General features: G+C 69.6%; 20 protein-coding genes. 11 read left to right on the top strand and 9 right to left on the bottom strand.

Annotated features, from left to right (window positions below; translation table 11 throughout):
• The first annotated feature begins 294 nt into the window (after nt 1-294).
• Nucleotides 295-2427 carry an elongation factor G gene (gene fusA / locus AB0E78_RS17310; protein ID WP_361833040.1) on the top strand — a complete coding sequence of 711 codons (2133 nt, stop codon included), beginning with the start codon at nt 295-297 and terminating at the stop codon, nt 2425-2427.
• Between the two features lie 56 nt (nt 2428-2483).
• Here the strand turns inward: fusA and AB0E78_RS17305 are convergent, their stop codons facing one another.
• From AB0E78_RS17305 to AB0E78_RS17295, 3 genes are all read right to left on the bottom strand, one after another.
• Nucleotides 2484-5468, bottom strand: coding sequence for a CARDB domain-containing protein (locus AB0E78_RS17305; protein WP_361833038.1), 2985 nt, complete (start codon nt 5466-5468; stop codon nt 2484-2486).
• Nucleotides 5469-5889: 421 nt separating this feature from the next.
• Nucleotides 5890-6549, bottom strand: coding sequence for a response regulator transcription factor (locus AB0E78_RS17300; protein WP_361833036.1), 660 nt, complete (start codon nt 6547-6549; stop codon nt 5890-5892).
• Entirely contained in the window at nt 6546-7910 is a 1365-nt protein-coding gene (locus AB0E78_RS17295) for a histidine kinase (protein WP_361833034.1), read from the bottom strand. Before AB0E78_RS17295 ends, AB0E78_RS17300 begins: the two co-directional genes overlap by 4 nt.
• Nucleotides 7911-8386: 476 nt before the next feature.
• Between AB0E78_RS17295 and AB0E78_RS17290 the strand changes: the two genes are divergently transcribed.
• The 3 genes from AB0E78_RS17290 (at nt 8387) to AB0E78_RS17280 (ending at nt 11113) form a co-directional block, all read left to right on the top strand.
• The gene (locus tag AB0E78_RS17290; protein ID WP_361833032.1) at nt 8387-9385 is read left to right on the top strand and encodes an ABC transporter ATP-binding protein; all 999 of its coding nucleotides are present in this window, start codon (nt 8387-8389) and stop codon (nt 9383-9385) included.
• Nucleotides 9382-10425 carry an ABC transporter permease gene (locus AB0E78_RS17285; protein ID WP_361833031.1) on the top strand — a complete coding sequence of 348 codons (1044 nt, stop codon included), beginning with the start codon at nt 9382-9384 and terminating at the stop codon, nt 10423-10425. The genes AB0E78_RS17290 and AB0E78_RS17285 overlap by 4 nt, the downstream gene beginning before the upstream one ends.
• Nucleotides 10426-10531: 106 nt before the next feature.
• Nucleotides 10532-11113, top strand: a complete 582-nt coding sequence (locus AB0E78_RS17280) for a Uma2 family endonuclease (RefSeq protein WP_361833029.1) — start codon at nt 10532-10534, stop codon at nt 11111-11113.
• Between the two features lie 94 nt (nt 11114-11207).
• Here the strand turns inward: AB0E78_RS17280 and ychF are convergent, their stop codons facing one another.
• Nucleotides 11208-12296, bottom strand: coding sequence for a redox-regulated ATPase YchF (gene ychF / locus AB0E78_RS17275; protein ID WP_361833027.1), 1089 nt, complete (start codon nt 12294-12296; stop codon nt 11208-11210).
• A 197-nt stretch (nt 12297-12493) separates the two neighbouring features.
• Here ychF and AB0E78_RS17270 point away from each other — a divergent pair, with 197 nt between their 5' ends.
• The gene (locus tag AB0E78_RS17270; RefSeq protein ID WP_361833025.1) at nt 12494-13132 is read left to right on the top strand and encodes a DUF6542 domain-containing protein; all 639 of its coding nucleotides are present in this window, start codon (nt 12494-12496) and stop codon (nt 13130-13132) included.
• Nucleotides 13133-13174: 42 nt separating this feature from the next.
• Here AB0E78_RS17270 and ppgK read toward each other — a convergent pair whose 3' ends face one another.
• The gene (gene ppgK / locus AB0E78_RS17265) at nt 13175-13918 is read right to left on the bottom strand and encodes a polyphosphate--glucose phosphotransferase (protein ID WP_361833023.1); all 744 of its coding nucleotides are present in this window, start codon (nt 13916-13918) and stop codon (nt 13175-13177) included.
• 35 nt (nt 13919-13953) lie between these two features.
• On the bottom strand, nt 13954-14937 hold the full coding sequence (locus AB0E78_RS17260; protein WP_361833021.1) for a 4-hydroxy-3-methylbut-2-enyl diphosphate reductase: 984 nt from the start codon (nt 14935-14937) through the stop codon (nt 13954-13956).
• Between the two features lie 84 nt (nt 14938-15021).
• On the opposite strand from AB0E78_RS17260, the gene AB0E78_RS17255 reads away from it, so the two are divergent.
• The 4 genes from AB0E78_RS17255 to AB0E78_RS17240 all read left to right on the top strand — a co-directional run bounded on the left by AB0E78_RS17255 (nt 15022) and on the right by AB0E78_RS17240 (nt 18794).
• Complete coding sequence (locus AB0E78_RS17255; protein WP_361833019.1) at nt 15022-16413, top strand: APC family permease; 1392 nt, start codon at nt 15022-15024, stop codon at nt 16411-16413.
• 139 nt (nt 16414-16552) lie between these two features.
• On the top strand, nt 16553-17809 hold the full coding sequence (gene xseA / locus AB0E78_RS17250; protein WP_361833017.1) for an exodeoxyribonuclease VII large subunit: 1257 nt from the start codon (nt 16553-16555) through the stop codon (nt 17807-17809).
• Nucleotides 17810-17819: 10 nt separating this feature from the next.
• Nucleotides 17820-18074: an exodeoxyribonuclease VII small subunit gene (locus AB0E78_RS17245; protein ID WP_361833015.1), complete on the top strand. Its 255-nt coding sequence runs from the start codon at nt 17820-17822 to the stop codon at nt 18072-18074.
• A gap of 129 nt (nt 18075-18203) precedes the next feature.
• Nucleotides 18204-18794: a malonic semialdehyde reductase gene (locus tag AB0E78_RS17240; RefSeq protein ID WP_361833013.1), complete on the top strand. Its 591-nt coding sequence runs from the start codon at nt 18204-18206 to the stop codon at nt 18792-18794.
• A gap of 89 nt (nt 18795-18883) precedes the next feature.
• On the opposite strand, the gene AB0E78_RS17235 is transcribed toward AB0E78_RS17240, so the two are convergent.
• Nucleotides 18884-19402: a DUF4245 domain-containing protein gene (locus AB0E78_RS17235; RefSeq protein ID WP_361833011.1), complete on the bottom strand. Its 519-nt coding sequence runs from the start codon at nt 19400-19402 to the stop codon at nt 18884-18886.
• 162 nt (nt 19403-19564) lie between these two features.
• Here AB0E78_RS17235 and glpX point away from each other — a divergent pair, with 162 nt between their 5' ends.
• A complete protein-coding gene (glpX, locus tag AB0E78_RS17230) occupies nt 19565-20596 on the top strand; it encodes a class II fructose-bisphosphatase (RefSeq protein ID WP_361833009.1) in 1032 nt (343 codons plus the stop codon).
• 109 nt (nt 20597-20705) lie between these two features.
• Here the strand turns inward: glpX and AB0E78_RS17225 are convergent, their stop codons facing one another.
• Complete coding sequence (locus tag AB0E78_RS17225; RefSeq protein WP_361833008.1) at nt 20706-21086, bottom strand: WhiB family transcriptional regulator; 381 nt, start codon at nt 21084-21086, stop codon at nt 20706-20708.
• Nucleotides 21087-21212: 126 nt separating this feature from the next.
• A complete protein-coding gene (locus AB0E78_RS17220; protein WP_361833006.1) occupies nt 21213-21896 on the bottom strand; it encodes a DUF1707 domain-containing protein in 684 nt (227 codons plus the stop codon).
• A gap of 196 nt (nt 21897-22092) precedes the next feature.
• Between AB0E78_RS17220 and AB0E78_RS17215 the strand changes: the two genes are divergently transcribed.
• Nucleotides 22093-23760 carry a fumarate hydratase gene (locus AB0E78_RS17215; RefSeq protein ID WP_361833004.1) on the top strand — a complete coding sequence of 556 codons (1668 nt, stop codon included), beginning with the start codon at nt 22093-22095 and terminating at the stop codon, nt 23758-23760.
• Nucleotides 23761-23799 lie beyond the last annotated feature (39 nt).

The raw sequence follows: 23799 nt of genomic DNA, 5'->3' as shown, positions 1-23799 counted from the left end.
CAACCGATCAGTCGAGGGAGAGGACCGGGCCATGCGTCACCGCACAGCTGCCCGCGCTCCCCGGACCCGGTTCGACGTGATCCTGGTGTCTTCGCGCGTGCGGTGCCGGCTGCGCGGCCGTCACCGAGTGTCCGCGGCGACCACCTGACCCACCTGGCTCACTGCCGTCCGGCTCTTCCCTGCCGGCTCCTGCCTGCTCGCTCCTGCCTGCCGGCTCCTGGAACGGTCACGTGGAACAGTCCCGCCCGGAAATCGCGCTGCCCCGCCCCGCAGGACACCGAAAGGCCCAGGGCCATGCGCACCAACACCCACACCAGCAGCACGACCACCACCAACACCGCACGCCCGCAAGCCCGTTCATCGGCAGACGTACGGAACCTCGGCATCCTCGCCCACGTAGACGCGGGCAAGACGACCGTCACCGAACGGATCCTGTTCCTGACCGGCGCCACCCACAAGCGAGGTGAGGTCCATGACGGCACGACCGTCACCGACTTCGACGCGCAGGAACGCGACCGCGGGATCACCATCTTCGCCGCGGCGGTCAGCTGCTCCTGGGACGGTCACCGGATCAACCTGATCGACACCCCGGGTCACGTCGACTTCGCCGACGAGGTGGAGCGTTCACTGCGGGTGCTCGACGGCGCGGTCGCGGTGTTCGACGCCGTCGCGGGCGTGGAACCGCAGAGCGAGTCGGTGTGGCGGCAGGCCGACCGGTACGGGGTGCCGCGGATCGCCTTCGTCAACAAGCTGGACCGGGCGGGCGCCGACCTCGACACGGCGGTCGCGTCCATCAGGGAGCGCCTGCACACGGTCCCGCTGGTGGTGCAGCTGCCGGTCGGGCGGGAGGACGGGTTCACCGGGGTCGTGGATCTGCTGGGCATGCGTGCGCTGATCTGGCACGCGGGCAGCGACACGTACGAGGTGACGCCGGTCCCCGAGGCCCTGCGCGACGAGGCGCACCGGCGCAGGCACGCGCTGGAGGAGACGGTGGCGGAGCTGCACGCGACGGCGATGGAGGAGTACTGCACGGCATCGGCTCTCTCCACCCCCACGCTGGCGGCTGCGCTGCGCGACCTCACCCTCAGCGGTGAGGGCGTGGTGGTGCTGTGCGGGTCCGCCTACCGCAACCGCGGCATCGAGCCGCTGCTCGAAGCCGTCGTGTCCTACCTGCCGTCACCGATGGACGTTCCGCCGGTGCGCGGAACCCTGGGCGACACCGTGCAGGAGCGGGCCGCCGACCCCGCGGCGCCGTTCGCGGGCCTGGCGTTCAAGGTGAACGCGACGGCGACGGGACGGCTGACGTACGTGCGCGTGTATGCGGGAACGATCACGAAGGGAGAGACAGTGATGGACGCGGGCACGGGCCGCACCGAACGCGTCGGCCGGATCCTGCGCGTGCAGGCCGACCGCCACGCGGAACTGGACCGGGCGGTGGCCGGGGACATCGTGGCCGTGGTGGGCCTGAAGACGGCCCGTGCCGGCACCACGCTGTGCTCCCCCGCGGCGCCCCTGGTCCTCGAACCTCCCGCGGTGGCCGCGTCGGTGGTCTCCGTGGCGGTCGAGGCGCGCAGGAGCGTGGACACCGGCCGGCTGTCGTCGGCACTGGCACGCCTCGTCGAGGAAGATCCTTCGCTGGCGGTACGGGTCGACCGCGAGACGGGCCAGACGGTCCTTTCCGGCATGGGCGAACTGCACCTGGAGGTCGCGGCGGAGAAGATCCGCCGGGCCCACGGCATCGAGGTCGGCGTCGGCCGCCCGCAGGTGTCGTACCGCGAGACCGTCGTGCGCGGGGTGTCGGGTCTGGTGTACCGGCACGTCAAACAGGACGGCGGGGCAGGACAGTTCGCGCATGTGGTCCTGGACGTCGACCCACTGGAGGCACAGCCGGGCACGACAGACACCTTCGCGGCCGACACCTTCGCCTTCGCCGCCACGGTCACCGGGGGCCGGGTGCCGCAGGAGTACATCCGGGCGGTGGAGGCCGGCTGCCGGGACGCTCTCGCCGAGGGCCCCCTCGGCGGCCACCCGGTGACGGGGCTGCGCGTCACGCTCACCGACGGGGCGACCCACTCCAAGGACTCCTCGGAGATGGCGTTCCGGACGGCGGGCAGGTTCGCGCTGCGTACGGCACTTCGGGCGGCGCGGATGGAACTCCTGGAACCGGTGGTGGAGTTGACGGCGACGCTGCCGGAGGACGCGGTGGGCGGAGTGCTCGGTGACCTGGCGGCACGCCGCGGCCGGGTCACGGATTCGGCCGCGCGCTCCGGCACGGCCACGGTCACGGCGACGATGCCGCTGTCCGAGCTGTTCGGCTACGCGTCACGTCTGCGCAGCCGTACGCAGGGCCGGGGCACGTTCACCACCCGGCCGCTGGGCTACGCGGCGGTTCCGGCGGGCGTCTCGGCCGGGGTGCTCGGCCGGTAGGCAGAAGCGGGGTCACGCCCCCACGGCATGACCCCGCTTCGACGCCACCTCCGCCGTTACCGGAGGGAGAAACTCCGGGCGGCGGACTTCTTGGCGCCTCCTCCATTGATCACGAACTGCGAGCCGGGCTCGATCAGGATGTTCCCGTCCCGCGAGTCGGTGATCGTCACGTCCGTGAGCGTCGCACTGCCGCGTGCGCCGCCCATGGCGAGGATGCCGGAGCCGTTGTTGGACTTGGAGATCGTCACGTCGGAGATCTTCACGTCCGGCATGGCACCACCACCCGTCTTGAACTGGATGCCGTCGTACGTCGAGTCATGGATGTCGGTGTCGCGGATCGTGACACCGGGGATGGAAGGCCCCTGCGCGAACAGCGTGATGGCGCCGAACTCCTGGTCCTCGTTCCAGAACGCGCCGCCGGTGCGGTAGAGCCCGTTGTTCGCGATCAGCGTCTCCCCGGTGAAGGGGATCGGGTCGTGGTCGGTCGCGAGCATGATGCCGGGGTAGTTCATGGTGTCGTACACGAGGTTGTTCTCGATCTTGTTGCCGTAACCGCCGTACACCGCGATGCCGTTGGCCCGCCAGGGCAGCTGCACCGTGTTGTTGCGGAAGGCGTTGTCGTGACCGACGTCCACCGACGTGTCCTTGACGTACTTGCTGGCCCACACGGCGAGCGCGTCGTCACCGGTGTTGCGGAACGAGGAGTTGAAGACGGTCGAATTGCGGGTGCCGTTGGTGAGGTTGATGCCGTCCGCGTACGTGTTGCGAATCCGCATCCCGCTGAACTCCAGGCCGTCGCCGGGGCCCCACAGCTCGGGAATGTTGCTGTAGTCGCGGCCGACCCAGGTGCCCACGTTGGCGTGCTCGATCCACACGTCGTTGATCTTCGTGTTCTTGCCGAAGCGGCCGTTGAGACCGACGCCGCCCTCCGCGTTGCCGTCGCCGCCGCGGATGGTGCCCGAGCCGAAGATGGCGATGCCGGAGATCTTGGTGTTGTCGTCGATGTCGAAGCCGAAGTTGCCCTCGTGCGGATGGTTGATGCCGCCCGCGTCCTGCGGCGGGGTCAGCGTGTAGAGCTGCGAGTGCCACATGCCCGCCCCGCGGATCGTGACGTCACGGATGCCCACCTGGTTGAACTGGCCGCGGTTCAGCGGGTCGTCGGTGAGGATCTTCTGCTCCTGGCGCCACTGTCCCGCCGGGATCCACACGCAGGCGATGTCGCCGTTCTGGTCGGCCGTCACGGCGCGCTGGATCGCGGCCGTGTCGTCGATGCCGTCGTTCGGGATCGCTCCGTACGTGGTGATCGAGGTGCACTCGGCGGGCTTGCTCGCCGCGGGGGCCACCTGCTCCAGATCGACCAGGTCGACGATGTAGAACGCGGCATCGTCACCGGCGTCGCGCTGCAGCTTGAACTTGGTGCCCTGCGGATACGTCTGCGTGAGCAGTACGTGCGACTCGTCGAAGAGCCGCCGTGCGTCGCCGCCCGGGGTGTTGGTCAGACCCTCGGGCTGATCGGTGTTGCCGTACAGCCAGCTGTGCTTGGAGGACAGGTTCAGCTTCTGCACGAACTTGCCGTCCGCGTAGAGGCTGAGGGTCTTCTCCTGGCCGCCGCCGCCCGGCGCGTCGGGGATGGAGTTGCGTACGACGATGGAGTTGGACGCACTGGTCGAGGTGAACTCCACATACTGACCGGTGGAGTTGAGACGCACCGACTTGCGTCCCGAGGACTCCGATGCGTAGTTGGTGTGCCCGAAGGTGCGTTTCGAGTCGGCCTCCAGGAGGGTGCCCTCGTACCGGGCGTCCTCCGCCTCGTACTCGACATACGGGACGGCCGCCCCGCGTCCGACCACGATGGAGCGCGCGAAGACGTTGTTGTTCTCGTTGGTCTCGGCGACGGCGTTCGTGGCGTCCGCGGTCGCGGTGAGCGTGGCACCACCGCTGGCGGCGGTCCAGCTGCCGCTGATGTTCACCGTGGCCGTCTCACCCGCGGCGATGGCCGGAGCCGTACCGTTGAGCGTGGTGCTGCCCACCGTCAGCCGGGTCACCGATCCCGCGCTCACTCCGCTGGTGCCGCGGTTGTGGACCTTCGCCGCGAAGGTGACCTTCGCACCGACGGCGGGGTTGGCCGGGCTGGACGTGATCCCGGTGACCTCGAGGTCAGGCCCGGCACTCTGACCGACCGTCAGCTTACTTTCTGCCGTACGGCTGTTGTTGTCGTCGTTCTGCTCGTCGATCGTGTCCGTCGGGTCGACCACCGCGGACACGGTGTAACTCCCCTGCGCCCGCTTGCCGATGCCGACCTTGACGACGGCCGACTCCCCGGCGCCGAGCGCGGGCACCGGAGCGCTGCCCGCGACGGTGCCGCCGAGGCTGACGTTCACCGTGGTCGCGGCGGCTGCCGCGCTGCCGGTGTTCCGTACCGTCGCGTTCACGCTGATCGTGTCGCTCTCGGAGGGCTGCGCGGGATCCCAGGTGAGGTTCGATACGGTCAGGTCGGGGTTGGGAGCCGGAGTCCCCATGACCTGGAACTCGGCGGCCTGGGCGCCGTATCCGGAGCTGTTGCTGAAGATCTTCAGCTGTACGTCGGCGTACCGGCCGCTGACCGGGATCGTCACCGAGTTCTGGTTCCCGGAGGGGTTGAACGAGTAATCGGCCCGCGTCTTCACGGACTTGAAGCCCTGGGCGGCCTGCTCACGCCCGAGTACCTCGATGCTCTGCGTGCGCGTCGACCAGGCCGCGTCGGGGTTGAGCTTGACGACGACCGAGGCGAGGTCGGCGTTGGCGCCGAGCTTCACCGTCAGCGTCGAGGGGTGGCCGCTCGACTCCCAGTAGGTGCTGGTGCTGTTGTCGTTGGCGTTCGTGGCGAAGTAGTTCTGCGTCGACGAGGACGCCTCGATCGGCTTGTTCAGGGCGAGGTTCACGGGCTCGGCGGCGGGCCGCGCGGTGGCCGCGCCGGAGCCGAGGGGCACAAGGCCGAGGGCTATCAGTCCAGCACTGAGCAGGGCGGGGATCAGCCGCCGGCTGCGTTGCTTCCGTCTCATGGCGTCGTCCTCTGTTCCACGGGGGGCGGGGGAACTGGGAGTACTGGGGGAGCTGGGGGAGCTGGGGGAGCTGGGATTACTGGGGGCAGTGCCTGACGTGAACTCACGAACGCATGGATCTATGCGAAATTTTCTGAGTCCAGTCAATTTTTTGCACTTGCAGGACCACAGATTTGCCCCGTGCCCCAGGAATGTCAACGCTTCGCACACACCACGTAACTCCTTTACGCAGCAAGGGTGTTCAGCATGCTGTGCGGTTCCGCCGGGAGCTCGGGTGACACACCCCTGGCCAGCGAGTGGTTAGCACGGGGCGACGGGGGCTCGGGGCTGACGATCCTGTCAGCGAAGTTCTTGCTCAATCCCATCAAGATCTTGCGCCCCCGTGACGCCGGTTGTCCGGCATCACGGGAGTCACGGGGGGTCAGCCTCGCCCCTCCACCAGCCCCGACTCCCAGGCCCAGGCGGCGATCTCCACGCGGTTGCGGGCGGTCAACTTGGTCTGCACGTTGGCGAGATGGGTCTTCACCGTGCCCACCGAGATGGTCAGTTCGGTGGCGATCTCGGCGTTGGTGAGACCTCTGGCCACCAGCCGCACCAGATCCTCCTCCCGCGCGGAGAGGGCGGTGTGCGGCTGCCGGCGCGGAGTGGGCACGGCGCTGTTGAGGCGTTGCAGCAACCGGACGGTGATGGCCGGGCTCACCAGCGCCTCGCCCGAGGCGGCCGCCCTGATCGCCTCGACGAGGAGGGCAGGGCCGGAGTCCTTGATCAGGAACCCGGAAGCGCCCTCGCCCAGGGCTCGTTGGACGTACTCGTCATCGTCGAACGTCGTCACCACGACGACCTTCGGCGGGTTCACGGTGCCGGGACGGGTCAGCCTGCGCAGTGCCTCCAACCCGTCCATGCGAGGCATACGGATGTCCATGAGCACTACATCGGGCCGGTGGCGCTCGGCGAGCTCCACGGCATGCACGCCGTCCACGGCCTCCGCGACGACGTCGATGTCGTCCTCGGCGGCCAGGATCATCGCGAACCCGACGCGGACCATGGCCTGGTCGTCGGCGATCAGCACGCGGATCGTCACGAGGACACCGTCCCTGCCGGGGATGCCGATGACGTCTGGTTTGTCTGGGATCCCTGGGATTCCTGAGATTCCGGTGGCACCGGTGTCATGGGGAGCGTCGCCTCGACGCCCCAGCCGCCGGCCGTCACCGGGCCCGCCTGGACGCTTCCGCCGATCAGGCCCACCCGCTCGGCCAGCCCCTTCAGTCCGAAACCGCTGCCGGAGACGTGCCGCGGCCGTCCGTCGTCGGTGACCCGTACGGCGACCCGGTCTCCCGAGCGGTCCACGCGCACCCGCACCTCGGTGCATCCGTGGGCGTGCTTGCGTACGTTGGTGAGGGCCTCCATCACCACCCGGTGGGCGGTGGTGGTCACTTCCACCGGCAGGTCGTCGAAGCTCCCTTCCAGGTCGAGCCGGGCCCGGGCGCCGCCGACCGCCGAGAACTCCTCGACGAGCGAACGCACTTCGTCGATGCCCGCCAGCGGCGTCAGTGCCACTTCCCCGTCGGCGTCGCGCAGCATCCCCACCATGTGCCGCATGGAGGTCAGCGCCTCCGAGCCCGCCTGCTCGATCCGCTGCAATGCGGGCGGCACGAGCTCGGGCTTCCGGCCGGCCATCACCTGGGCTCCCTGTGCCTGTACGACGATGCCGGTCACGTGGTGGGCGACGAAGTCGTGCAGGTCCCTGGCGAACTCCGTCCGCTGCTCGAGCCGGAGAGCCGCCGCCTGCCGCCGCCGGTCCACCAGGAGCAGGCGTATCCCGAGGCCGATGCCCAAGGCCGTGACCGCGGCCAGGGCGTAGATCAGCGCCATGATGACCATGGTCTGCCGCACCGAGACCGACACCGGCCTCAGCACGATCGCCATGAACAGGAGGGGGATGGCCACCGTCGCCCACGACGGCTTCCCGCGTCGCGCGACGATCAGCACGAGCCACACCAGCGCGGCCGGCTCGGCGAGTCCGAACGCCTGCGAGGCGACGCTCATCTCCAGGTGCAGCCATACCGAGAGGCAGAGCGACACCACCGCGAGTACGCAGGCGACGCCCGGCAGTGCGCGGCTGCCGAGCCGGGGCGAGGCCATGACGACGCCGATGGCCACCAGGACGCCGATCGGCTTGGCGGGGCCGTGCCTCTCGATCCAGTAGGCACCGCCCAACGAGTCCAGCACGACCAGGCCGAACAGGCAGCAGACAAGCAGGGCCCAGATCTGGGCGGGCAGGGCCTGCAAGGCGCGCCCCTTGCCACGAGTAGCAGTAGCAGTGGCCATGGCGGCGGCCGTGCTCGCGGCCGACCTCGCCGCCGTGCTCGCGGCCGGGGGTGTGCCCTTGGGTGTCGCCGCGGGTGGGGCCGCTTCGTCCGCCGTCTCCGCCGCGTCCGTCATCTCTCTCACCGTCGTCCCTCCGCGGACCGGCCGAAAGTCGGAGCCGGCCGCACAAGATCTGCCTTTCGCCCGATCCGCCGCGGGACGCGGCGGAGAAGAGTGGTGTCCACCGGGGCGGAGCAGTCGGGGCAGCGGTCGCCTTCCGCCACACGGGTCTCACCACACGGGTTTCACCACACAGGGAGCATGCCATGATCACGGCCGACCTCACCCCGGCGGGGAACCCCGCAGGTGCTGGAGCCCGCCCCGGGGGCCTGCTCCCCACCCCGGGATGCCGGGGCGCCGGCCGGGGCGACGGCCGGGGCGACGGCCGGGGCGACCGAGCAGCAGGACACCGCGCTCTGCCGCACCCCGCAGGAACCCCGAGACCGTGACCGTGACCGCCCCGGTCACCCCCTTCCGTCTCCCCCCACTCCCCTCCCCACTCCCCTCCCCCCTCCTCTCCCCCCTCCTCTCCCCACGTACAGGAGCCACCCATGGACCACGGCCACTCAGCGACGCACCACGGAAACGGAACAGGCTTCGGGCCCCCGCCCTCCGTAGGCGAATCGGCGATCGAGGCCCACGGGCTCGGCAAGAGGTACCGGCGCGGCTGGGCGCTGCGGGACGTATCGTTCCGGCTGCCCGCCGGGCGGGTGTGCGGCCTCGTCGGCCCCAACGGCGCGGGCAAGAGCACCCTGATGAGCCTGGCCACCAACATGATCCAGCCGACGACCGGCGCCCTGCGGGTGTTCGGCGCGGTGCCGGGGTCGAGGGAGGCGGTCCTGCGCACCGCGTTCCTGTCCCAGGAGAAGCCGCTGTTCCGGCGCTTCACCGTGGGCGAGACCCTGCGCCTCGGCCACGAACTCAACCCCCGCTGGGACCAGGGCGTCGCCGAAGGCATCGTCAACGCGGGCGGGGTGCCGCTGCGGGCGAAGATCGGCACCCTGTCCGGCGGTCAGCGCACCCGCGTGGCCTTCGCCCTGGCCTTCGGGAAGCGCCCCGATCTGCTCATCCTCGACGAGCCGATGTCCGATCTGGACCCGCTGGTCCGACGTGAGCTCATGACGACACTCAAGACGGAGGCAGCCCAGCACGGCACGACGGTACTGGTGTCGTCGCACATGCTCGCCGAGCTCCAGCACATCTGCGACTTCCTCGTCGTCGTAGCGAACGGCGGTCTGCGGCTTGCGGGCGAGGTGAACGAACTGCGCGCCGCACACGCCCTGTTCGCCGTCCCGTCGGCGGCCACGTCACCCGCCCTCGCACCGCACCGGGTCATCGAGTCCCGCAACGACGAGGGCCGCCCGGGCGTCCTGGTGCGCCTCGGCGCATCCGTCCAGTACGGCGGGCAGGCCGAGCCGCCCACCCTGGAGGAGCTTCTCCTGGCCTATCTGCGGTCGCCCGACGCGCCTCCGCTGATCGCCCCCAGCGCCCAGGCGGGCGACATCCACGACATCATCGCCCGCGACCAGCAGAAGACGGTGACCGCATGAGCACGCTCACTCAGGCCCCGGCCCCCACGGCACCCGCCGGCCACCCGCAGCAGGGCCGGAGCCCCCGACGCCTGATCCCCAGGCTCGGCGGTACGACGTGGCTCGTCTGGCGCCAGCACCGCGCCGCGTTCTGGACCATCATCGCCGTCACCCTCCTGTCCGTGGCCGCCATGGTCTTCCTGCGCGGGCAGATGATGGACTACCTGCGCACCCTGGACCCGTCCGAGAGGAAGCCCGGCGGTCTGCCGCCCGGTTTCGAGCCGTTCGGTGAGCGTCTCTTCGACGCCGGAAGCTATCTGGGCTACCTCCCCGTCCTGGCGGGTGTCCTCCTCGGCGCCCCGCTCGTCGCGGGCGACCTGGAGACCGGCACGGCCAAGCTGGTGACGTCGCAGTCCGTCAGCAGGCTCCGGTGGATCACCACGAAGCTCGCCGTGCCCGCCGCCCTGATCGCGCTGTCCACGGGCGTGCTCTCCGCCGTCTACCACTGGTGGTGGAGCCCGGTCAGGATGAGTGCCCAGCAGATGGAATGGACCAGCGGCGTGATCTTCGACGTCACCGGAGCCATGCCGGTGGCCTACGCCCTGCTGACCTTCACCGTGGGCGTGGCGGTGGGCATGGTCCTGCGCCGCACGCTGGTGTCGATGGTGGTCACGCTCGGCATCGTCGTGGCGATCGGGCTCGTCTGGGACCGGTTCCGGGTGAACCTGGGACACGTCATGACGGTCAGCACCGACAAGGGCGTCGGCCCCGGCGCCAAGCAGCCGGAACTGCCCGCTCAGGCCGTGCAGCAGGGTCAGGGCACCGACTTCCTCACCAGCTCCGGTGACCGCCTGGACTGGATGACGTGCCTCGACAAGATGGACGACACAAAGGCACACACCGCCTGCCTGGAGTCCAAGCACGTCGTCGGCTGGTCGATGGACTACCTGCCCATCGACCAGATGCACACGATGCAGTGGCTCGGCACAGCCATCATGCTCACGCTCACCGCAGCCGTCACCACATTCACCATCCTCTGGTGCCGCAAGCGCCTCCTGTAAGACACCCCCAAAACAGCAAAAAGGGGCCGACTCCCAAGGAGCCGGCCCCTTGAGCTCCAGGAATCGACGCTCCCCCCGTGACGGCCACAATCACTAGGGGTGTCCCATGACCGCACTGCCCGACTGGATGCGCCCGCCTCGCGCGGAAGGCTGGTTCGCGGAGGACCTGGACCGCCTCCCCGAGGCACCCCGCCACACGGAGCTGATCGACGGGGCCCTCGTCTTCATGATGTCCCCGCAGCGGTCGTGGCACGGCCGCCTCGTCACAGCTCTGACCACCACGCTCATGGCGCAGGCGCCGACGGGCTTCGAGGTCGAGCGGGAGATGACGATCCGCCTCGACGCCCGCAATCGTCCCGAGCCGGACCTCTTGCTGACGGACCTGTCCTACGACCCCGACCGCACTTGGTACGCCCCGGAGGACGTGAAGCTCGTCATCGAGGCCGTCTCCCCCGAGACCGCCCATCGCGATCGCACAGTAAAGCTCCGCAAGTACGCGGACGCCGGCATCCCGCACTACTGGTGCATCGAGGACAAGGACGGGGCACCCGCCGTACACGTCTACGAGCTCGACGAACCCACCGGCGCCTACGCACCCGCCGGCATCTTCCGGGGCACCCTCCAGCGCCCGGTGCCTTTCGAGATCAGCCTGAACCTCGACAAGCTCACACCGCCCCGAAGCAGCTGAAAACGGGATCGCGGAAGGGGTCGGACTCCTCGGAGCCCGACCCCTTCCGCATGGCACATTCGACGACATCATCGAACGTGCGGCGACGCCTCAACTACACGTTGAAGCGGAACTCCACCACGTCCCCGTCCTGCATCACATACTCCTTGCCCTCCATGCGCGCCTTGCCCTTCGCGCGGGCCTCGGCGACCGAGCCCGTCTCGACCAGGTCCTCGAACGAGATGACCTCGGCCTTGATGAAGCCCTTCTGGAAGTCCGTGTGGATCACGCCCGCGGCCTCGGGGGCCGTGGCGCCCTGGGGGATCGTCCAGGCGCGGGATTCCTTGGGGCCGGCGGTGAGGTACGTCTGGAGGCCGAGGGTGCGGAAGCCCACGTGGGCGAGGGTGGCGAGGCCCGGCTCCTCCTGGCCCACCGACTGGAGGAGTTCGAGGGCCTCGTCCTCCTCCAGCTCCACGAGCTCCGACTCCAGCTTGGCGTTGAGGAAGATCGCCTCCGCGGGGGCGACCAGGGCGCTCTGGGCGGCCTTGAACTCGTCGTCCGTCAGCTCGTCCTCGTCCACGTTGAAGACGTAGAGGAACGGCTTCGTGGTGAGGAGGTGCAGGTCGTGGAGGAGTTCTTCCTTGCCCGAGCCCTGGACGATGCCCGCCGAGAAGAGGGTGTCGCCCTTCTCCAGGATCGCCTGGGCCTCCTCGACCGCCTTCACCTTCGGGGCGACGTCCTTCTTGATGCGCGATTCCTTCTGGAGGCGCGGGAGGACCTTCTCGATCGTCTGGAGGTCCGCGAGGATCAGCTCCGTGTTGATCGTCTCGATGTCGTCCTTGGGCGAGACCTTGCCGTCCACGTGCACGACGTTCTCGTCCTTGAAGGCACGGATGACCTGGCAGATCGCGTCCGACTCGCGGATGTTCGCGAGGAACTTGTTGCCCAGGCCCTCGCCCTCGCTCGCGCCGCGCACGATGCCCGCGATGTCGACGAAGTCGACCGTCGCCGGGAGTACCTTCTGCGAGGAGAAGATCTCGGCCAATTTGGTGAGGCGGGGGTCGGGGACGCCGACCACGCCGACATTCGGCTCGATCGTGGCGAACGGGTAGTTGGCCGCAAGGACGTCGTTCTTGGTCAGGGCGTTGAACAGGGTCGACTTGCCGACATTCGGCAGACCGACGATTCCGATCGTGAGCGACACGTTGCGACTTCCCGTACGTGAGTGCTGTGGGTGGACGGCCCGGAGGGCCGAAGCGACCGTAGGGCGATCCCCCAGTCTACGGCGTGCGGGCCCCGCCCTCGTCGGCGTACCGCTCTCCTGTCGAACGCATGGCCAAGGTCGGCCAAAGGGCGTGTCCCAGGCAGGATTATCGGTATGGCTCGACCTAGGTTGGTCCGGTGGAGCAACACAGGACGCGTCCCCCCCAGCCTCCGGCCCGGCCGCGACGCACCGCGCCCCTGCCCCCGCAGGGCAGGCCCGGCGACGGCGCGGCGGTCTACCGCGCCGCGTCCCGCCCCCGCCGCCCCCTCCCGCCCTTCGTACGCAAACTGCGCGCGCTGCCCCTCTACCGCACGCTGCGCGGCATGCCGAACCCGCGGCTCACGGGGCTCGGCAGCGGTCTCTTCTGTTCCGCGGCGATGTTCCTGCTCGCCTGTCTGCTGTGGCTGCTCTTCGGGAGTTCGGGCGTCGCGTACGGCGTGCTCTTCCTGCCCGTGAGCGTGCTGACCGCGTTCTGGGTGCGGCCCGCCGACCTGGTGACCGCTCCGGTGGCCGTGCCGATCGCCTTCGCCGTCGGCCTCGTGCCGATCTCCGGGGGTAACGGCGGCGGTTTCGGCGGCCACTTCATGGGGCTGATCACATCGCTCGCGCTGCACGCGGGATGGCTGTACGCCGGGACGCTCGCCGCCGGTCTGATCGTGACCGTGCGCCGCGTCAAGCTCATGGGACAGCGGCGCCGGGCCCGGGCCGCGTCCTTTGCCGCCACCGGGCCCCGGCCTCGTCCCCAGGGAGCCAAGAAGCGCATGCCCACCGCGTAGCCCACCGCGCAGGAGGCATGCGCCACGGACAACGGCGTGCCGCTACACCTTGTCCGCCGCCGCCATCGCCGCGCCCACGATCCCCGCGTTGTTCTGCAGCTCAGCGGGGACCAGCTCCGCCCGGATGCCCTTGATCAGCGGCAGGAACTTGTGGGACTTGCGGCTCACGCCGCCGCCGATGATGAAGAGCTCGGGCGAGAACAGCATCTCCACGTGCGCCAGATACTTCTGCACGCGGTGCGCCCAGTGCTCCCAGTCGAGGTCCTCGTCCTCCTTGGCCTTGGACGACGCCTTCTTCTCCGCGTCGTGTCCGTGCAGCTCCAGGTGGCCGAGCTCGGTGTTCGGGACGAGGCGGCCGCCGGTGAAGAGGGCGCTGCCGATGCCCGTGCCGAGGGTGAGCAGGATGACCGTCCCCGTACGGCCGCGGCCCGCGCCGAAGTGCATCTCGGCCACGCCCGCCGCGTCCGCGTCGTTCAGGACGGTGACGGGGACGCCGCCCAGGCGGTCCGAGACCAGGCCCTGGATGTCCGTGCCGATCCAGCTCTTGTCCACGTTGGCCGCCGTGCGCGCCGTGCCGCCGGTCATCACACCGGGGAACGTGGCGCCGACCGGGCCCGTCCAGCCGAAGTGCTCGACGACCTCCTGCACCTTGTCGGCCACGCCGTCGGGCGTGGCCGGTTGCGGCGTCAGCACCTTGTGCCGCTCTTTTGCCAGGTCTCCACGGTTCAGGTCAACGGGAGCGCCCTTGATCCCTGATCCGCCGATGTCCACACCGAAGATCTGCATGAGACCCACCGTACGGCCAGCGCCTGAGCTCCGCGTTACTTCTGTGACAGCTCCGCGGCCTCGGCGCGCAGGTCGCGGCGGAGCTCCTTCGGCAGCGAGAAGGTGATCGACTCGTCGGCCGTCTTCACCGTCTCCACGTCGCCGTAGCCCCGCTCGGCCAGCCACTCGATGACGCCGTCCACCAGGACGTCCGGCACGGAGGCGCCCGAGGTGAGGCCGACCGTGGTCACGCCCTCCAGCCAGGCCTCGTCGATCTCGTCGGCGCCGTCGACCAGGTGCGAGGCGGGGGCGCCCGCGTCCAGGGCGACCTCGACCATGCGGATCGAGTTCGAGGAGTTCTTGGAGCCGACGACGATGACCAGCTCGGCGTCCTCCGCCAGCTTCTTCACCGCGATCTGGCGGTTCTGCGTGGCGTAGCAGATGTCGTCGCTCGGCGGGGAGATCAGGCCCGGGAACTTGACCTTGAGTGCGTCGACCGTCTCCATGGTCTCGTCGACGGAGAGCGTGGTCTGGGAGAGCCAGACGACCTTGTCCGGGTCGCGGACCTCGACGTTCGCGACGTCGTCGGGGCCGTCGACCAGCGTGATGTGGTCGGGTGCCTCACCGGACGTGCCGATGACCTCCTCGTGGCCCTCGTGCCCGATCAGGAGGATGTCGAAGTCGTCCTTGGCGAAACGGACGGCTTCCTTGTGGACCTTCGTGACCAGGGGGCACGTCGCGTCGATCGTCGCCAGTTTCCGCTCGGCGGCCTCCGCGTGGACCGTCGGCGCCACTCCGTGCGCGGAGAACATGACGATGGAGCCCTCGGGAACCTCCACCGTCTGGTCGACGAAGATGGCCCCCTTCTTCTCCAGGGTCTGCACCACGTACTTGTTGTGGACGATCTCGTGGCGTACGTAGATCGGGGCCCCGTACTGCTCAAGGGCCTTCTCGACGGCGATCACGGCACGGTCCACACCCGCGCAGTAGCCGCGGGGGGCGGCGAGCAGGACTCGGCGGGCAGGAGTCGAAGCAGTCATGCCCCCATCGTAAGGCCGAGCCCAGCGCGTCAAAGATCGGCTTCTTGGGGAGACTGGAGGCCTGCGTTCACTTACGGAGGCACGATGTCCGGTTACTCCGGCAACTCAGACGCGACGACCGGTGCCCACCCCGGCACCGCCGCCGAGGGCGACGGGCTGCGGCGCAGCCTCGGCTTCCGTGATCTCGTCGTCTACGGTCTGCTGTTCATCGCCCCGATGGCACCGGTCGGAGTCTTCGGGACGCTCGACGCCAAGTCGCACGGCGCCGTGGCGCTGGTCTACATCATCGCCACCATCGCGATGGCGTTCACCGCCTTCAGCTACGCCCAGATGGTGAAGGTGGTCCCCCAGGCGGGTTCCGTCTTCGCCTACGCGCGCGTGGGGCTCGGCAACGGCCCCGGGTTCATCGCCGGGTGGATGGCGATGCTCGACTATCTCCTCATCCCGGCGGTCGCCTATCTCTTCTCCGGGATCGCGATGGAGGCGCTCGTGCCCTCCGTCTCCCGGTGGGTGTGGACGGCGATCGCGGTCCTGGTGACGACCGCGCTGAACCTGTGGGGCGTACGGGCGGCGGCGCGGGTCGGGTTCCTGGTGCTCGCCATGGAGATCGTGGTCCTCCTCGTCTTCGTGGTGTCGGCGATCGTCGTACTGGCGCAGGACGGGGCGCGGCGGGACTGGCTGTCGCCGCTGAGCGGGGACGGCTCGCAGGGAGCGTTCGCGCTGGGTGCCGTGGTGGGGGCGGTGTCGGTGGCGGTGCTCTCGTATCTGGGCTTCGACGCGATCGCCTCGTTCGCGGAGGAGGTGACGGGGGGCTCGGCGAAGGTGGCGCGGGCGGTGCTGTTCTGTCTGGCGCTCGCGGGTGTCCTCTTCATCGCCCAGACGTATCTGGTGGCGCTCCTGGAGCCGATGTCGTCGGCGCGGCTGGCCGCCGAGCCGGCCAAGCAGGGGTCCGCTTTCTACGATGCGGTCGACTCGGCGGTCGGGGACTGGCTGCACGACCTGGTGGCCGTCAGCAAGGCGATCGGGGCGGCGTTCGCGGCGCTGGCGGGGCAGGCCGCGGCGGGTCGGCTGCTGTTCGCCATGGCGCGTGACCGGCGGCTGCCGGGGGCCCTGTCGAAGACCGACTCCGGGACGCCTCGGGTCGCGCTGCTGTGTGCGGCCGTGATCACGATGGTCGCCGCGGTGTGGGCGGCTCGCCGTGACGACGGGATGGATCACCTGGTCTCGGTGGTGAATGTGGGGGCCTTGACCGCGTTCGTGCTTCTGCATGCGAGTGTCGTGGGGTGGTTCGCCGTGCAGAAGCGGGGCGGGGCGGTCAGTTGGTGGCGGCACATCCTGGTCCCCTTGCTGGGGGCGGCCATCACGATCGCCGTGATCGTCGAGGCTGCCGGGTCCGCGCAGGTGGTGGGGGCGATCTGGCTCGTCGTGGGGCTTGCCGTGCTCTTTGGGCAGCGGGCTCGTCGTGGGGAGTCCTAGGCCGCCGCTTCGCGGCGGATGTCTCCCGCCCGCTCACCCCCAACTCGGGGTCCGGTCCTCGGCGTAGGAACAGGGAACGCTCGCCCCCTCGCCGGGGCAGAAACGCAGCCGTGTCAGAGGGTGCCGATACGCTCGGCGCATGGCTTTGAACACGTCCGCGGACGCTCCGCTGCCCGTCGGCGAGGTGTCGCGGCTCATCGGCGGGTGGATCGACCGGCTCGGTGCCGTGTGGGTCGAGGGGCAGATCACCCAGCTGTCCCGCAGGCCCGGCGCCGGAGTCGTCTTCATGACGCTGCGCGACCCCTCGCACGACATCTCCGTCAGCGTCACCTGCTACCGCCAGGTGTTCGACGCCGTCGCGGACGTCGTCTCCGAGGGCGCCCGAGTCGTCGTGCACGCCAAGCCCGAGTGGTACGCGCCCCGGGGGCAGCTGTCCCTGCGGGCCGTGGAGATAAAGCCCGTCGGCGTGGGAGAACTGCTCGCGCGCATCGAGCAGTTGAAGAAGAGCCTCGCCGGGGAGGGGCTGTTCGCCGCCGACCGGAAGAAGCCGCTGCCCTTCCTGCCGCAGCTCATCGGGCTCGTCACCGGCCGCGCCTCCGCCGCCGAGCGGGACGTCCTGGAGAACGCGCGGCACCGCTGGCCCGCCGTCCGCTTCGAGGTGCGCAACGTCCCGGTGCAGGGCGTGCACGCCGTGCCGCAGGTCGTCCAGGCCGTGAAGGATCTTGACGCGATCGACACCGTCGACGTGATCATCGTGGCGCGCGGCGGCGGCAGCGTGGAGGACCTGCTGCCGTTCTCGGACGAGCAGCTCGTGCGGGCCGTCGCCTCCTGCCGGACGCCCGTCGTCTCCGCGATCGGGCACGAGCCGGACAACCCTTTGCTCGACTACGTGGCGGACCTGCGTGCCTCCACCCCGACCGACGCCGCCAAGAAGGTCGTGCCGGACGTCGGCGAGGAGTACGAGCGCGTGCGGTGGCTGCGGGACCGGGCCCGGCGCTGCATGGACGCCTTCCTGGACCGCGAGGACCGCGGCCTGGCGCACGCCCTCGCCCGCCCCTCCATGGAGAATCCGCACCGCATGATCGAGGAGCGCGAGGAGCAGGTGTCGGCGCTCGTCGACCGCAGCCGCCGCACGCTCGGGCATCTCCTCGACCGCGCCGAGTCGGAGCTGACGCACACCCACGCGCGCGTGGTGGGCCTCTCCCCCGCCGCGACGCTCCAGCGGGGGTACGCGGTGCTGCAGAAGACGGACGGCGCGGTGGTACGGGCCTCGGACGACGTGACCGCCGGCGAGGAGCTGCGGGCCCGGGTCGCCGAGGGCGAGTTCACCGTACGAGCCGTGGAGTCCGCAGAAACCGCAGAATCCGCAGAATCCGCCGTACGAACCGACATTTAGGGTGGGGCACATGACCAGCAAGACGGACGAGGCCACGGGCCCGGCGGACGCACTCGGCTACGAGCAGGCGCGGGACGAGCTCATCGAGGTCGTACGCCGCCTGGAGACGGGCGGCACCACCCTCGAGGAGTCGCTCGCCCTGTGGGAGCGCGGCGAGGAGCTGGCGAAGGTCTGCCGCCGCTGGCTGGACGGCGCCCGCGCCCGCCTGGACGCGGCCCTGGCCGGGGGCGACGGCGACAGCGACCAAGACGGCGACGACGCCTGAGCCACCCCGCCATGACCTGGTGCGTTGTGAAGCGGATCACCAACCGCCGGATTTGGTTGAAACTTAAACCGCAACGCCGTACGGTCGGTGACGCAAGCTGATCCACGCACGCACCGAGAAGGTTGATCCATGTCTCTCGTCCTTGACCCCGCCGCGCAGGACCTGCTCTTCCGCGAGGCCCGCACCGCGAACTCCTTCACCGATGAGCCGGTGACCGACGAGCAGGTGCAGGCGATCTACGACCTGGTCAAGTTCGGGCCGACCGCCTTCAACCTGTCGTCGCTGCGCATCACGCTGGTCCGCTCCCCCGAGGCCCGCGAGCGCCTGGTCCAGCACATGGCCGAGGGCAACCAGCCGAAGACCGCGAGCGCCCCGCTCGTGGCGATCCTCTCCGCGGACAACGAGTTCCACGAGGAGCTGCCGGCCCTGTTCCCGCACTTCCCGCAGGCCAAGGACGTCTTCTTCTCGGAGCGCCCGGCCCGTGAAGGTGCCGCGCACCTCAACGCCGCGCTGCAGGCCGCCTACTTCATCATCGGCGTGCGCGCCGCGGGCCTGGCCGCCGGCCCGATGACCGGCTTCGACGCCGCCGGTGTCCAGAAGGAGTTCCTGGACGGCGACCACACCCCGCTGATGGTCATCAACATCGGCAAGCCTGCCGAGAACGCCTGGTTCCCGCGCTCCCCGCGCCTGGAGCTCGACCAGGTCATCGAGACCGTCTGAGACACCCTGAAACACCCATGAGTGAGGGCCCCGGCGACCACGCCGGGGCCCTCACTCATGTCCGGACCTCACACCATCGACGCGTCACGTCAGGACGTCTTCAGCGCCCGCGCCATCTCCGTCAGGTCCTTGAACGACGCCGTGCCCGCGACCACCGTCGTCGCGCCCTTGTCCTCGCGCACCAGGGCGTCGTACGTCTGCCCCTTGTAGCGGTGCCACGTCTGGTCGCCGATCTCCTCGGTGACCTTCGTCCGCTCGGCCCGCTGCGTGGCCTCTTCGATGAACTTGGACGGCTTGGCCGTGGACTGCTTGACCACGACGTACTCACCGGACGGGGCGAGGAAGCCCAGGTGCCAGGCATCGCCCTTGGTGCCGTCGAACCGCACCGACGTCGGCTTCCACGTCTTGGCCAGGCCCTCGGGGGCCGCCACCGGATAGGCCGCCGCCCGTCGCGCGCTCAGCAGCTCGACCCTGTAGTCGACGCGCTTGACGGGGCTCTTGGAGTCGTCGTGCGGGATGAACACGTACATCGCGCCGGCGACGAGAGCGATCACCGCCATCGACCACAGCATGTTCCGTACGGTCTGCTTGCCTTGTCTGCCTGCCACTCCCCCATGGTCTCAGGCGGCGGACGCGACCTTCCCCCCGGTGGCCCCCAAGCGTCCGATCCGCTCATGCGTGGGGCCCTCTGCTCATTTTGTCGGCCTACGGATAGAGTCGTGCCACACCCTCATCCGGCCGTCGTCGTATCAGCAGAAAGGTGCGCTCCGATGACCGAGCATCATCTCCCTTCCGAGCTCGAAGTCTCTCCCGAGGCTCCCGACCGCAACCTCGCCCTGGAGCTCGTCCGGGTCACCGAGGCCGCCGCCATGGCCGCGGGCCGCTGGGTCGGCCGCGGCGACAAGATCGGCGCCGACGGCGCCGCCGTCAGGGCCATGCGGACCCTCGTCTCCACCGTCTCGATGAACGGCATCGTCGTCATCGGTGAGGGCGAGAAGGACGAGGCCCCGATGCTCTTCAACGGAGAGCGCATCGGTGACACCACCGGCGCCGAGGTCGACATCGCCGTCGACCCGATCGACGGCACGACCCTGTGCGCGAAGGGGATGCCGAACGCCATCGCCGTGCTCGCCGCCGCCGACCGCGGTGCCATGTTCGACCCGTCCGCGGTCTTCTACATGGACAAGCTGGTCACGGGCCCCGAGGCCGCCGATTACGTGGACATCAACGCGCCCGCCTCCGTGAACATCCGCCGCGTCGCCAAGGCCAAGGGCCGTTCGCCCGAGGACGTCACGGTCATGATCCTTGACCGCCCCCGTCACGAGGGCATCGTCAAGGAGATCCGCGAGACCGGCGCGCGCATCAAGTTCATCTCGGACGGCGACGTCGCCGGTTCGATCATGGCGGTGCGCGAGGGCACCGGCGTCGACATGCTCATGGGCATCGGCGGCACCCCCGAGGGCATCATCTCGGCCTGCGCGATCAAGTGCCTGGGCGGCGTGATCCAGGGCAAGCTGTGGCCGAAGGACGACGCGGAGCGCCAGCGCGCGCTCGACGCGGGCCACGACCTGGACCGCACGCTGTCGACGACCGACCTGGTCCGCGGGGACAACGTCTTCTTCGTCGCGACCGGCATCACCGACGGCGAGCTGCTCCAGGGCGTGCGCTACGCCGCGGAGACGGCCTCGACCTCGTCCCTGGTCATGCGCTCCAAGTCGGGCACGATCCGCAAGATCGACTCCGACCACCGGCTCGCGAAGCTGCGCGCCTACAGCGCCATCGACTTCGACCGCGCCAAGTAGGCAGCACCGTCGCGCCAAGTAGGCTGCACAGCGCGCGAGTTGCGCACGACGGAGGGGGCGCCCCGTGCGGGGGACGCCCCCTCCGTCGCTTACGAACGCTTACGAAGGGCTATCCCGCGGCGGCGATCGGTCCCGCCGTCGTGTGCGCGGTCTTCTTGAGCTCCACCTCGCGCCGGCGCCGCCTGGCGAGCACCACGCGGCGCTCCGCGGCCGTGAGGCCGCCCCAGACGCCGTACGGCTCGGGCTGGAGCAGGGCGTGCTCCCTGCACTCGACCATCACGGGACAGCCGCCGCAGACGCGCTTCGCGGCCTCCTCCCGGGACAGGCGTGAGGCGGTCGGCTCCTTGGACGGGGCGAAGAACAGCCCGGCCTCGTCTCGGCGGCACACCGCCTCGGTGTGCCATGGCGAGTCCTGGTTCCGATCTCGCACTGGTTCCCGCTGGGCCGGAACAGCGGCGACCTGCAGGGACTGATGCGACGGCTGCAGCACGGGTCTACTCCTGACGACGGCTTCGCGAGCGAGAGACGATGCAGCAAGCTCTACCCGCTGTGCACACGCCTATGCACTGAGTTCCGATGTACGGAAGTTCGCGCCGTCAGTGGCCGGATGTGCCCCTCAGTGGCCGAGATGCTTGCGCAGCTGCTTGTGCAGATCCCGGACCAGTTTGCCCCGCTTCGGCTTCGCCTCGATGTTGCCGAGGACCGCGAAGCCGTCGACGAAGACGACCGGCGCGTCCCGCTCGGCCGAATCGAGCGTGTCCACCTCGAAGTTGCCGAGCACGCCGGTGCCGTTGCCCCGCAGCGAGATGTTCTCCGGGACGCGGATCTCGACGTTCCCGAAGACGGAGACCGCCCTGATGACGACCTGGCGCTGCTCGAAGATCGCCTCGCTGAGGTCGATCTCCACGCTGCCGAAGATCGCGTACACGTGCGTACGGCGGCTCACGCGCCAGCGGCCCTTGCGGACGGAGCTGCTGAAGACCGCGACCAGGTTCTCGTCGGCGACCGGGGGCACCACCCCGTCCGAGGGCCGGGAGGGGACGGGCTCGGGCGTCACGGTCGGATACGCGGCGCCGCTCGGCGCGGGCAAGTCGCTGACCAGCGGCTCCAGTTCACCCATGGTCTTGGCGCGGTAGACCCCGTCGATGCGCTCACCGTGCTCCTCGGCGGTCAGCCGCCCCTCGGCGAGTGCCTCGCGGAGGATGTCCGCCGTGCGGTCCCGGTCGGCGTCCGACGCGCGCAGGCCTGCCGGCCGCGGCGGTTCCGGGTGGGTCTGCTGGGGGCGCTTCTCTAGGTCCACACCACTCACCGTACCCAAACGCGATAGATCGCGACTACCCCTGTGGACGACCGAACCCCGTGAACGACCGGCCCTGTGAACGACCGAACCCTACTGAGCCTTACCTCACAGACCCGGCCCGCTTCGGGCGTTCTACGCTGGTTGCGCGTCGCCAATGGAGGCCGCGCCGCTGTCTGCCGAGTGAGGAATGGCCGTAATGCCAGAGTTTGAGTACTCCGATCTGCTCCCGCTGGGAGAGGACACCACGCCGTACCGGCTGGTGACCTCCGAGGGTGTCTCCACTTTCGAGGCCGACGGGCGGACGTTCCTCAAGATCGAACCCCAGGCGCTGCGCACCCTCGCCGCCGAGGCGATCCACGACATCCAGCACTACCTGCGGCCCGCACACCTGGCCCAGCTGCGGCGCATCGTCGACGACCCGGAGGCGTCGGGCAACGACAAGTTCGTCGCCCTCGACCTGCTGAAGAACGCGAACATCGCGGCCGCCGGCGTGCTCCCCATGTGCCAGGACACCGGCACGGCCATCGTCATGGGCAAGCGCGGACAGAACGTCCTCACCGAAGGTGAGGACGAGAAGGCGCTCTCGCACGGCATCTACGACGCGTACACGAAGCTGAACCTGCGCTACTCGCAGATGGCTCCCCTGAACATGTGGGAGGAGAAGAACACCGGATCGAACCTCCCGGCCCAGATCGAGCTGTACGCGACCGACGGCGGCGCCTACAAGTTCCTCTTCATGGCCAAGGGCGGCGGCTCGGCCAACAAGTCGTTCCTCTACCAGGAGACGAAGGCCGTCCTGAACGAGGCCTCCATGATGAAGTTCCTGGAGGAGAAGATCCGCTCCCTGGGCACGGCCGCGTGCCCGCCGTACCACCTGGCGATCGTCGTCGGCGGCACCAGCGCCGAGTTCGCCCTGAAGACCGCGAAGTACGCCTCCGCGCACTACCTGGACGAGCTGCCCGCCGAAGGCTCGCCGACCGGGCACGGCTTCCGGGACAAGGATCTCGAGGAGAAGGTCTTCGAGCTGACGCAGAAGATCGGCATCGGCGCGCAGTTCGGCGGCAAGTACTTCTGCCACGACGTGCGCGTGGTGCGCCTGCCCCGGCACGGCGCCTCACTGCCCGTGGCCATCGCCGTCTCCTGCTCGGCCGACCGCCAGGCGACCGCGAAGATCACCGCCGAGGGCGTCTTCCTTGAGCAGCTGGAGACGGACCCGGCGCGCTTCCTGCCGGACACCACCGACGAGCATCTCGACGAGGCGTCGGACGTCGTCCAGATCGACCTCAACCAGCCGATGGACGCCATCCTCGCCGAGCTCACCAAGCACCCGGTGAAGACCCGCCTCTCGCTCACCGGCCCCCTCGTCGTGGCCCGCGACATCGCGCACGCCAAGATCAAGGAGCGGCTCGACGCGGGCGAGGAGATGCCGCAGTACCTGAAGGACCACCCGGTCTACTACGCCGGTCCCGCCAAGACCCCCGAGGGTTACGCCTCCGGCTCCTTCGGCCCGACGACGGCCGGCCGGATGGACTCCTACGTGGAGCAGTTCCAGGCGGCGGGCGGCTCCAAGGTGATGCTCGCCAAGGGCAACCGCTCCCAGCAGGTCACCGCCGCCTGCGGCTCGCACGGCGGCTTCTACCTGGGCTCGATCGGCGGCCCCGCCGCGCGTCTCGCCCAGGACTGCATCAAGAAGGTCGAGGTCGTCGAGTACGAGGAGCTCGGCATGGAAGCCGTGTGGAAGATCGAGGTCGAGGACTTCCCGGCGTTCGTCGTGGTCGACGACAAGGGCAACGACTTCTTCCAGAACCCGGCCCCGGAGCCGACGTTCACGACCATCCCGGTCCGCGGCCCGGGCCTGGCGTAGCACGGGAACGGGGCCCTCTCGCTGGAGAGGGCCCCGTCC

Source organism: Streptomyces sp. NPDC032198 (genome assembly GCF_040636975.1).
GTDB lineage: Bacteria > Actinomycetota > Actinomycetes > Streptomycetales > Streptomycetaceae > Streptomyces.
This window is presented reverse-complemented; position numbering and strand designations above follow the sequence as displayed.

Coding starts and splice junctions, on each gene's coding strand:
- glpX (WP_361833009.1), top strand. CDS start 19,565: ATGACCGAGCATCATCTCCCTTCCGAGCTCGAAGTCTCTCCCGAGGCT.
- AB0E78_RS17240 (WP_361833013.1), top strand. CDS start 18,204: ATGTCTCTCGTCCTTGACCCCGCCGCGCAGGACCTGCTCTTCCGCGAG.
- AB0E78_RS17305 (WP_361833038.1), bottom strand. CDS start 5,468: ATGAGACGGAAGCAACGCAGCCGGCGGCTGATCCCCGCCCTGCTCAGT.
- AB0E78_RS17260 (WP_361833021.1), bottom strand. CDS start 14,937: ATGACTGCTTCGACTCCTGCCCGCCGAGTCCTGCTCGCCGCCCCCCGC.
- AB0E78_RS17285 (WP_361833031.1), top strand. CDS start 9,382: ATGAGCACGCTCACTCAGGCCCCGGCCCCCACGGCACCCGCCGGCCAC.
- AB0E78_RS17280 (WP_361833029.1), top strand. CDS start 10,532: ATGACCGCACTGCCCGACTGGATGCGCCCGCCTCGCGCGGAAGGCTGG.
- AB0E78_RS17290 (WP_361833032.1), top strand. CDS start 8,387: ATGGACCACGGCCACTCAGCGACGCACCACGGAAACGGAACAGGCTTC.
- AB0E78_RS17245 (WP_361833015.1), top strand. CDS start 17,820: ATGACCAGCAAGACGGACGAGGCCACGGGCCCGGCGGACGCACTCGGC.
- AB0E78_RS17255 (WP_361833019.1), top strand. CDS start 15,022: ATGTCCGGTTACTCCGGCAACTCAGACGCGACGACCGGTGCCCACCCC.
- ppgK (WP_361833023.1), bottom strand. CDS start 13,918: ATGCAGATCTTCGGTGTGGACATCGGCGGATCAGGGATCAAGGGCGCT.
- fusA (WP_361833040.1), top strand. CDS start 295: ATGCGCACCAACACCCACACCAGCAGCACGACCACCACCAACACCGCA.
- AB0E78_RS17215 (WP_361833004.1), top strand. CDS start 22,093: ATGCCAGAGTTTGAGTACTCCGATCTGCTCCCGCTGGGAGAGGACACC.
- AB0E78_RS17295 (WP_361833034.1), bottom strand. CDS start 7,910: ATGACGGACGCGGCGGAGACGGCGGACGAAGCGGCCCCACCCGCGGCG.
- xseA (WP_361833017.1), top strand. CDS start 16,553: ATGGCTTTGAACACGTCCGCGGACGCTCCGCTGCCCGTCGGCGAGGTG.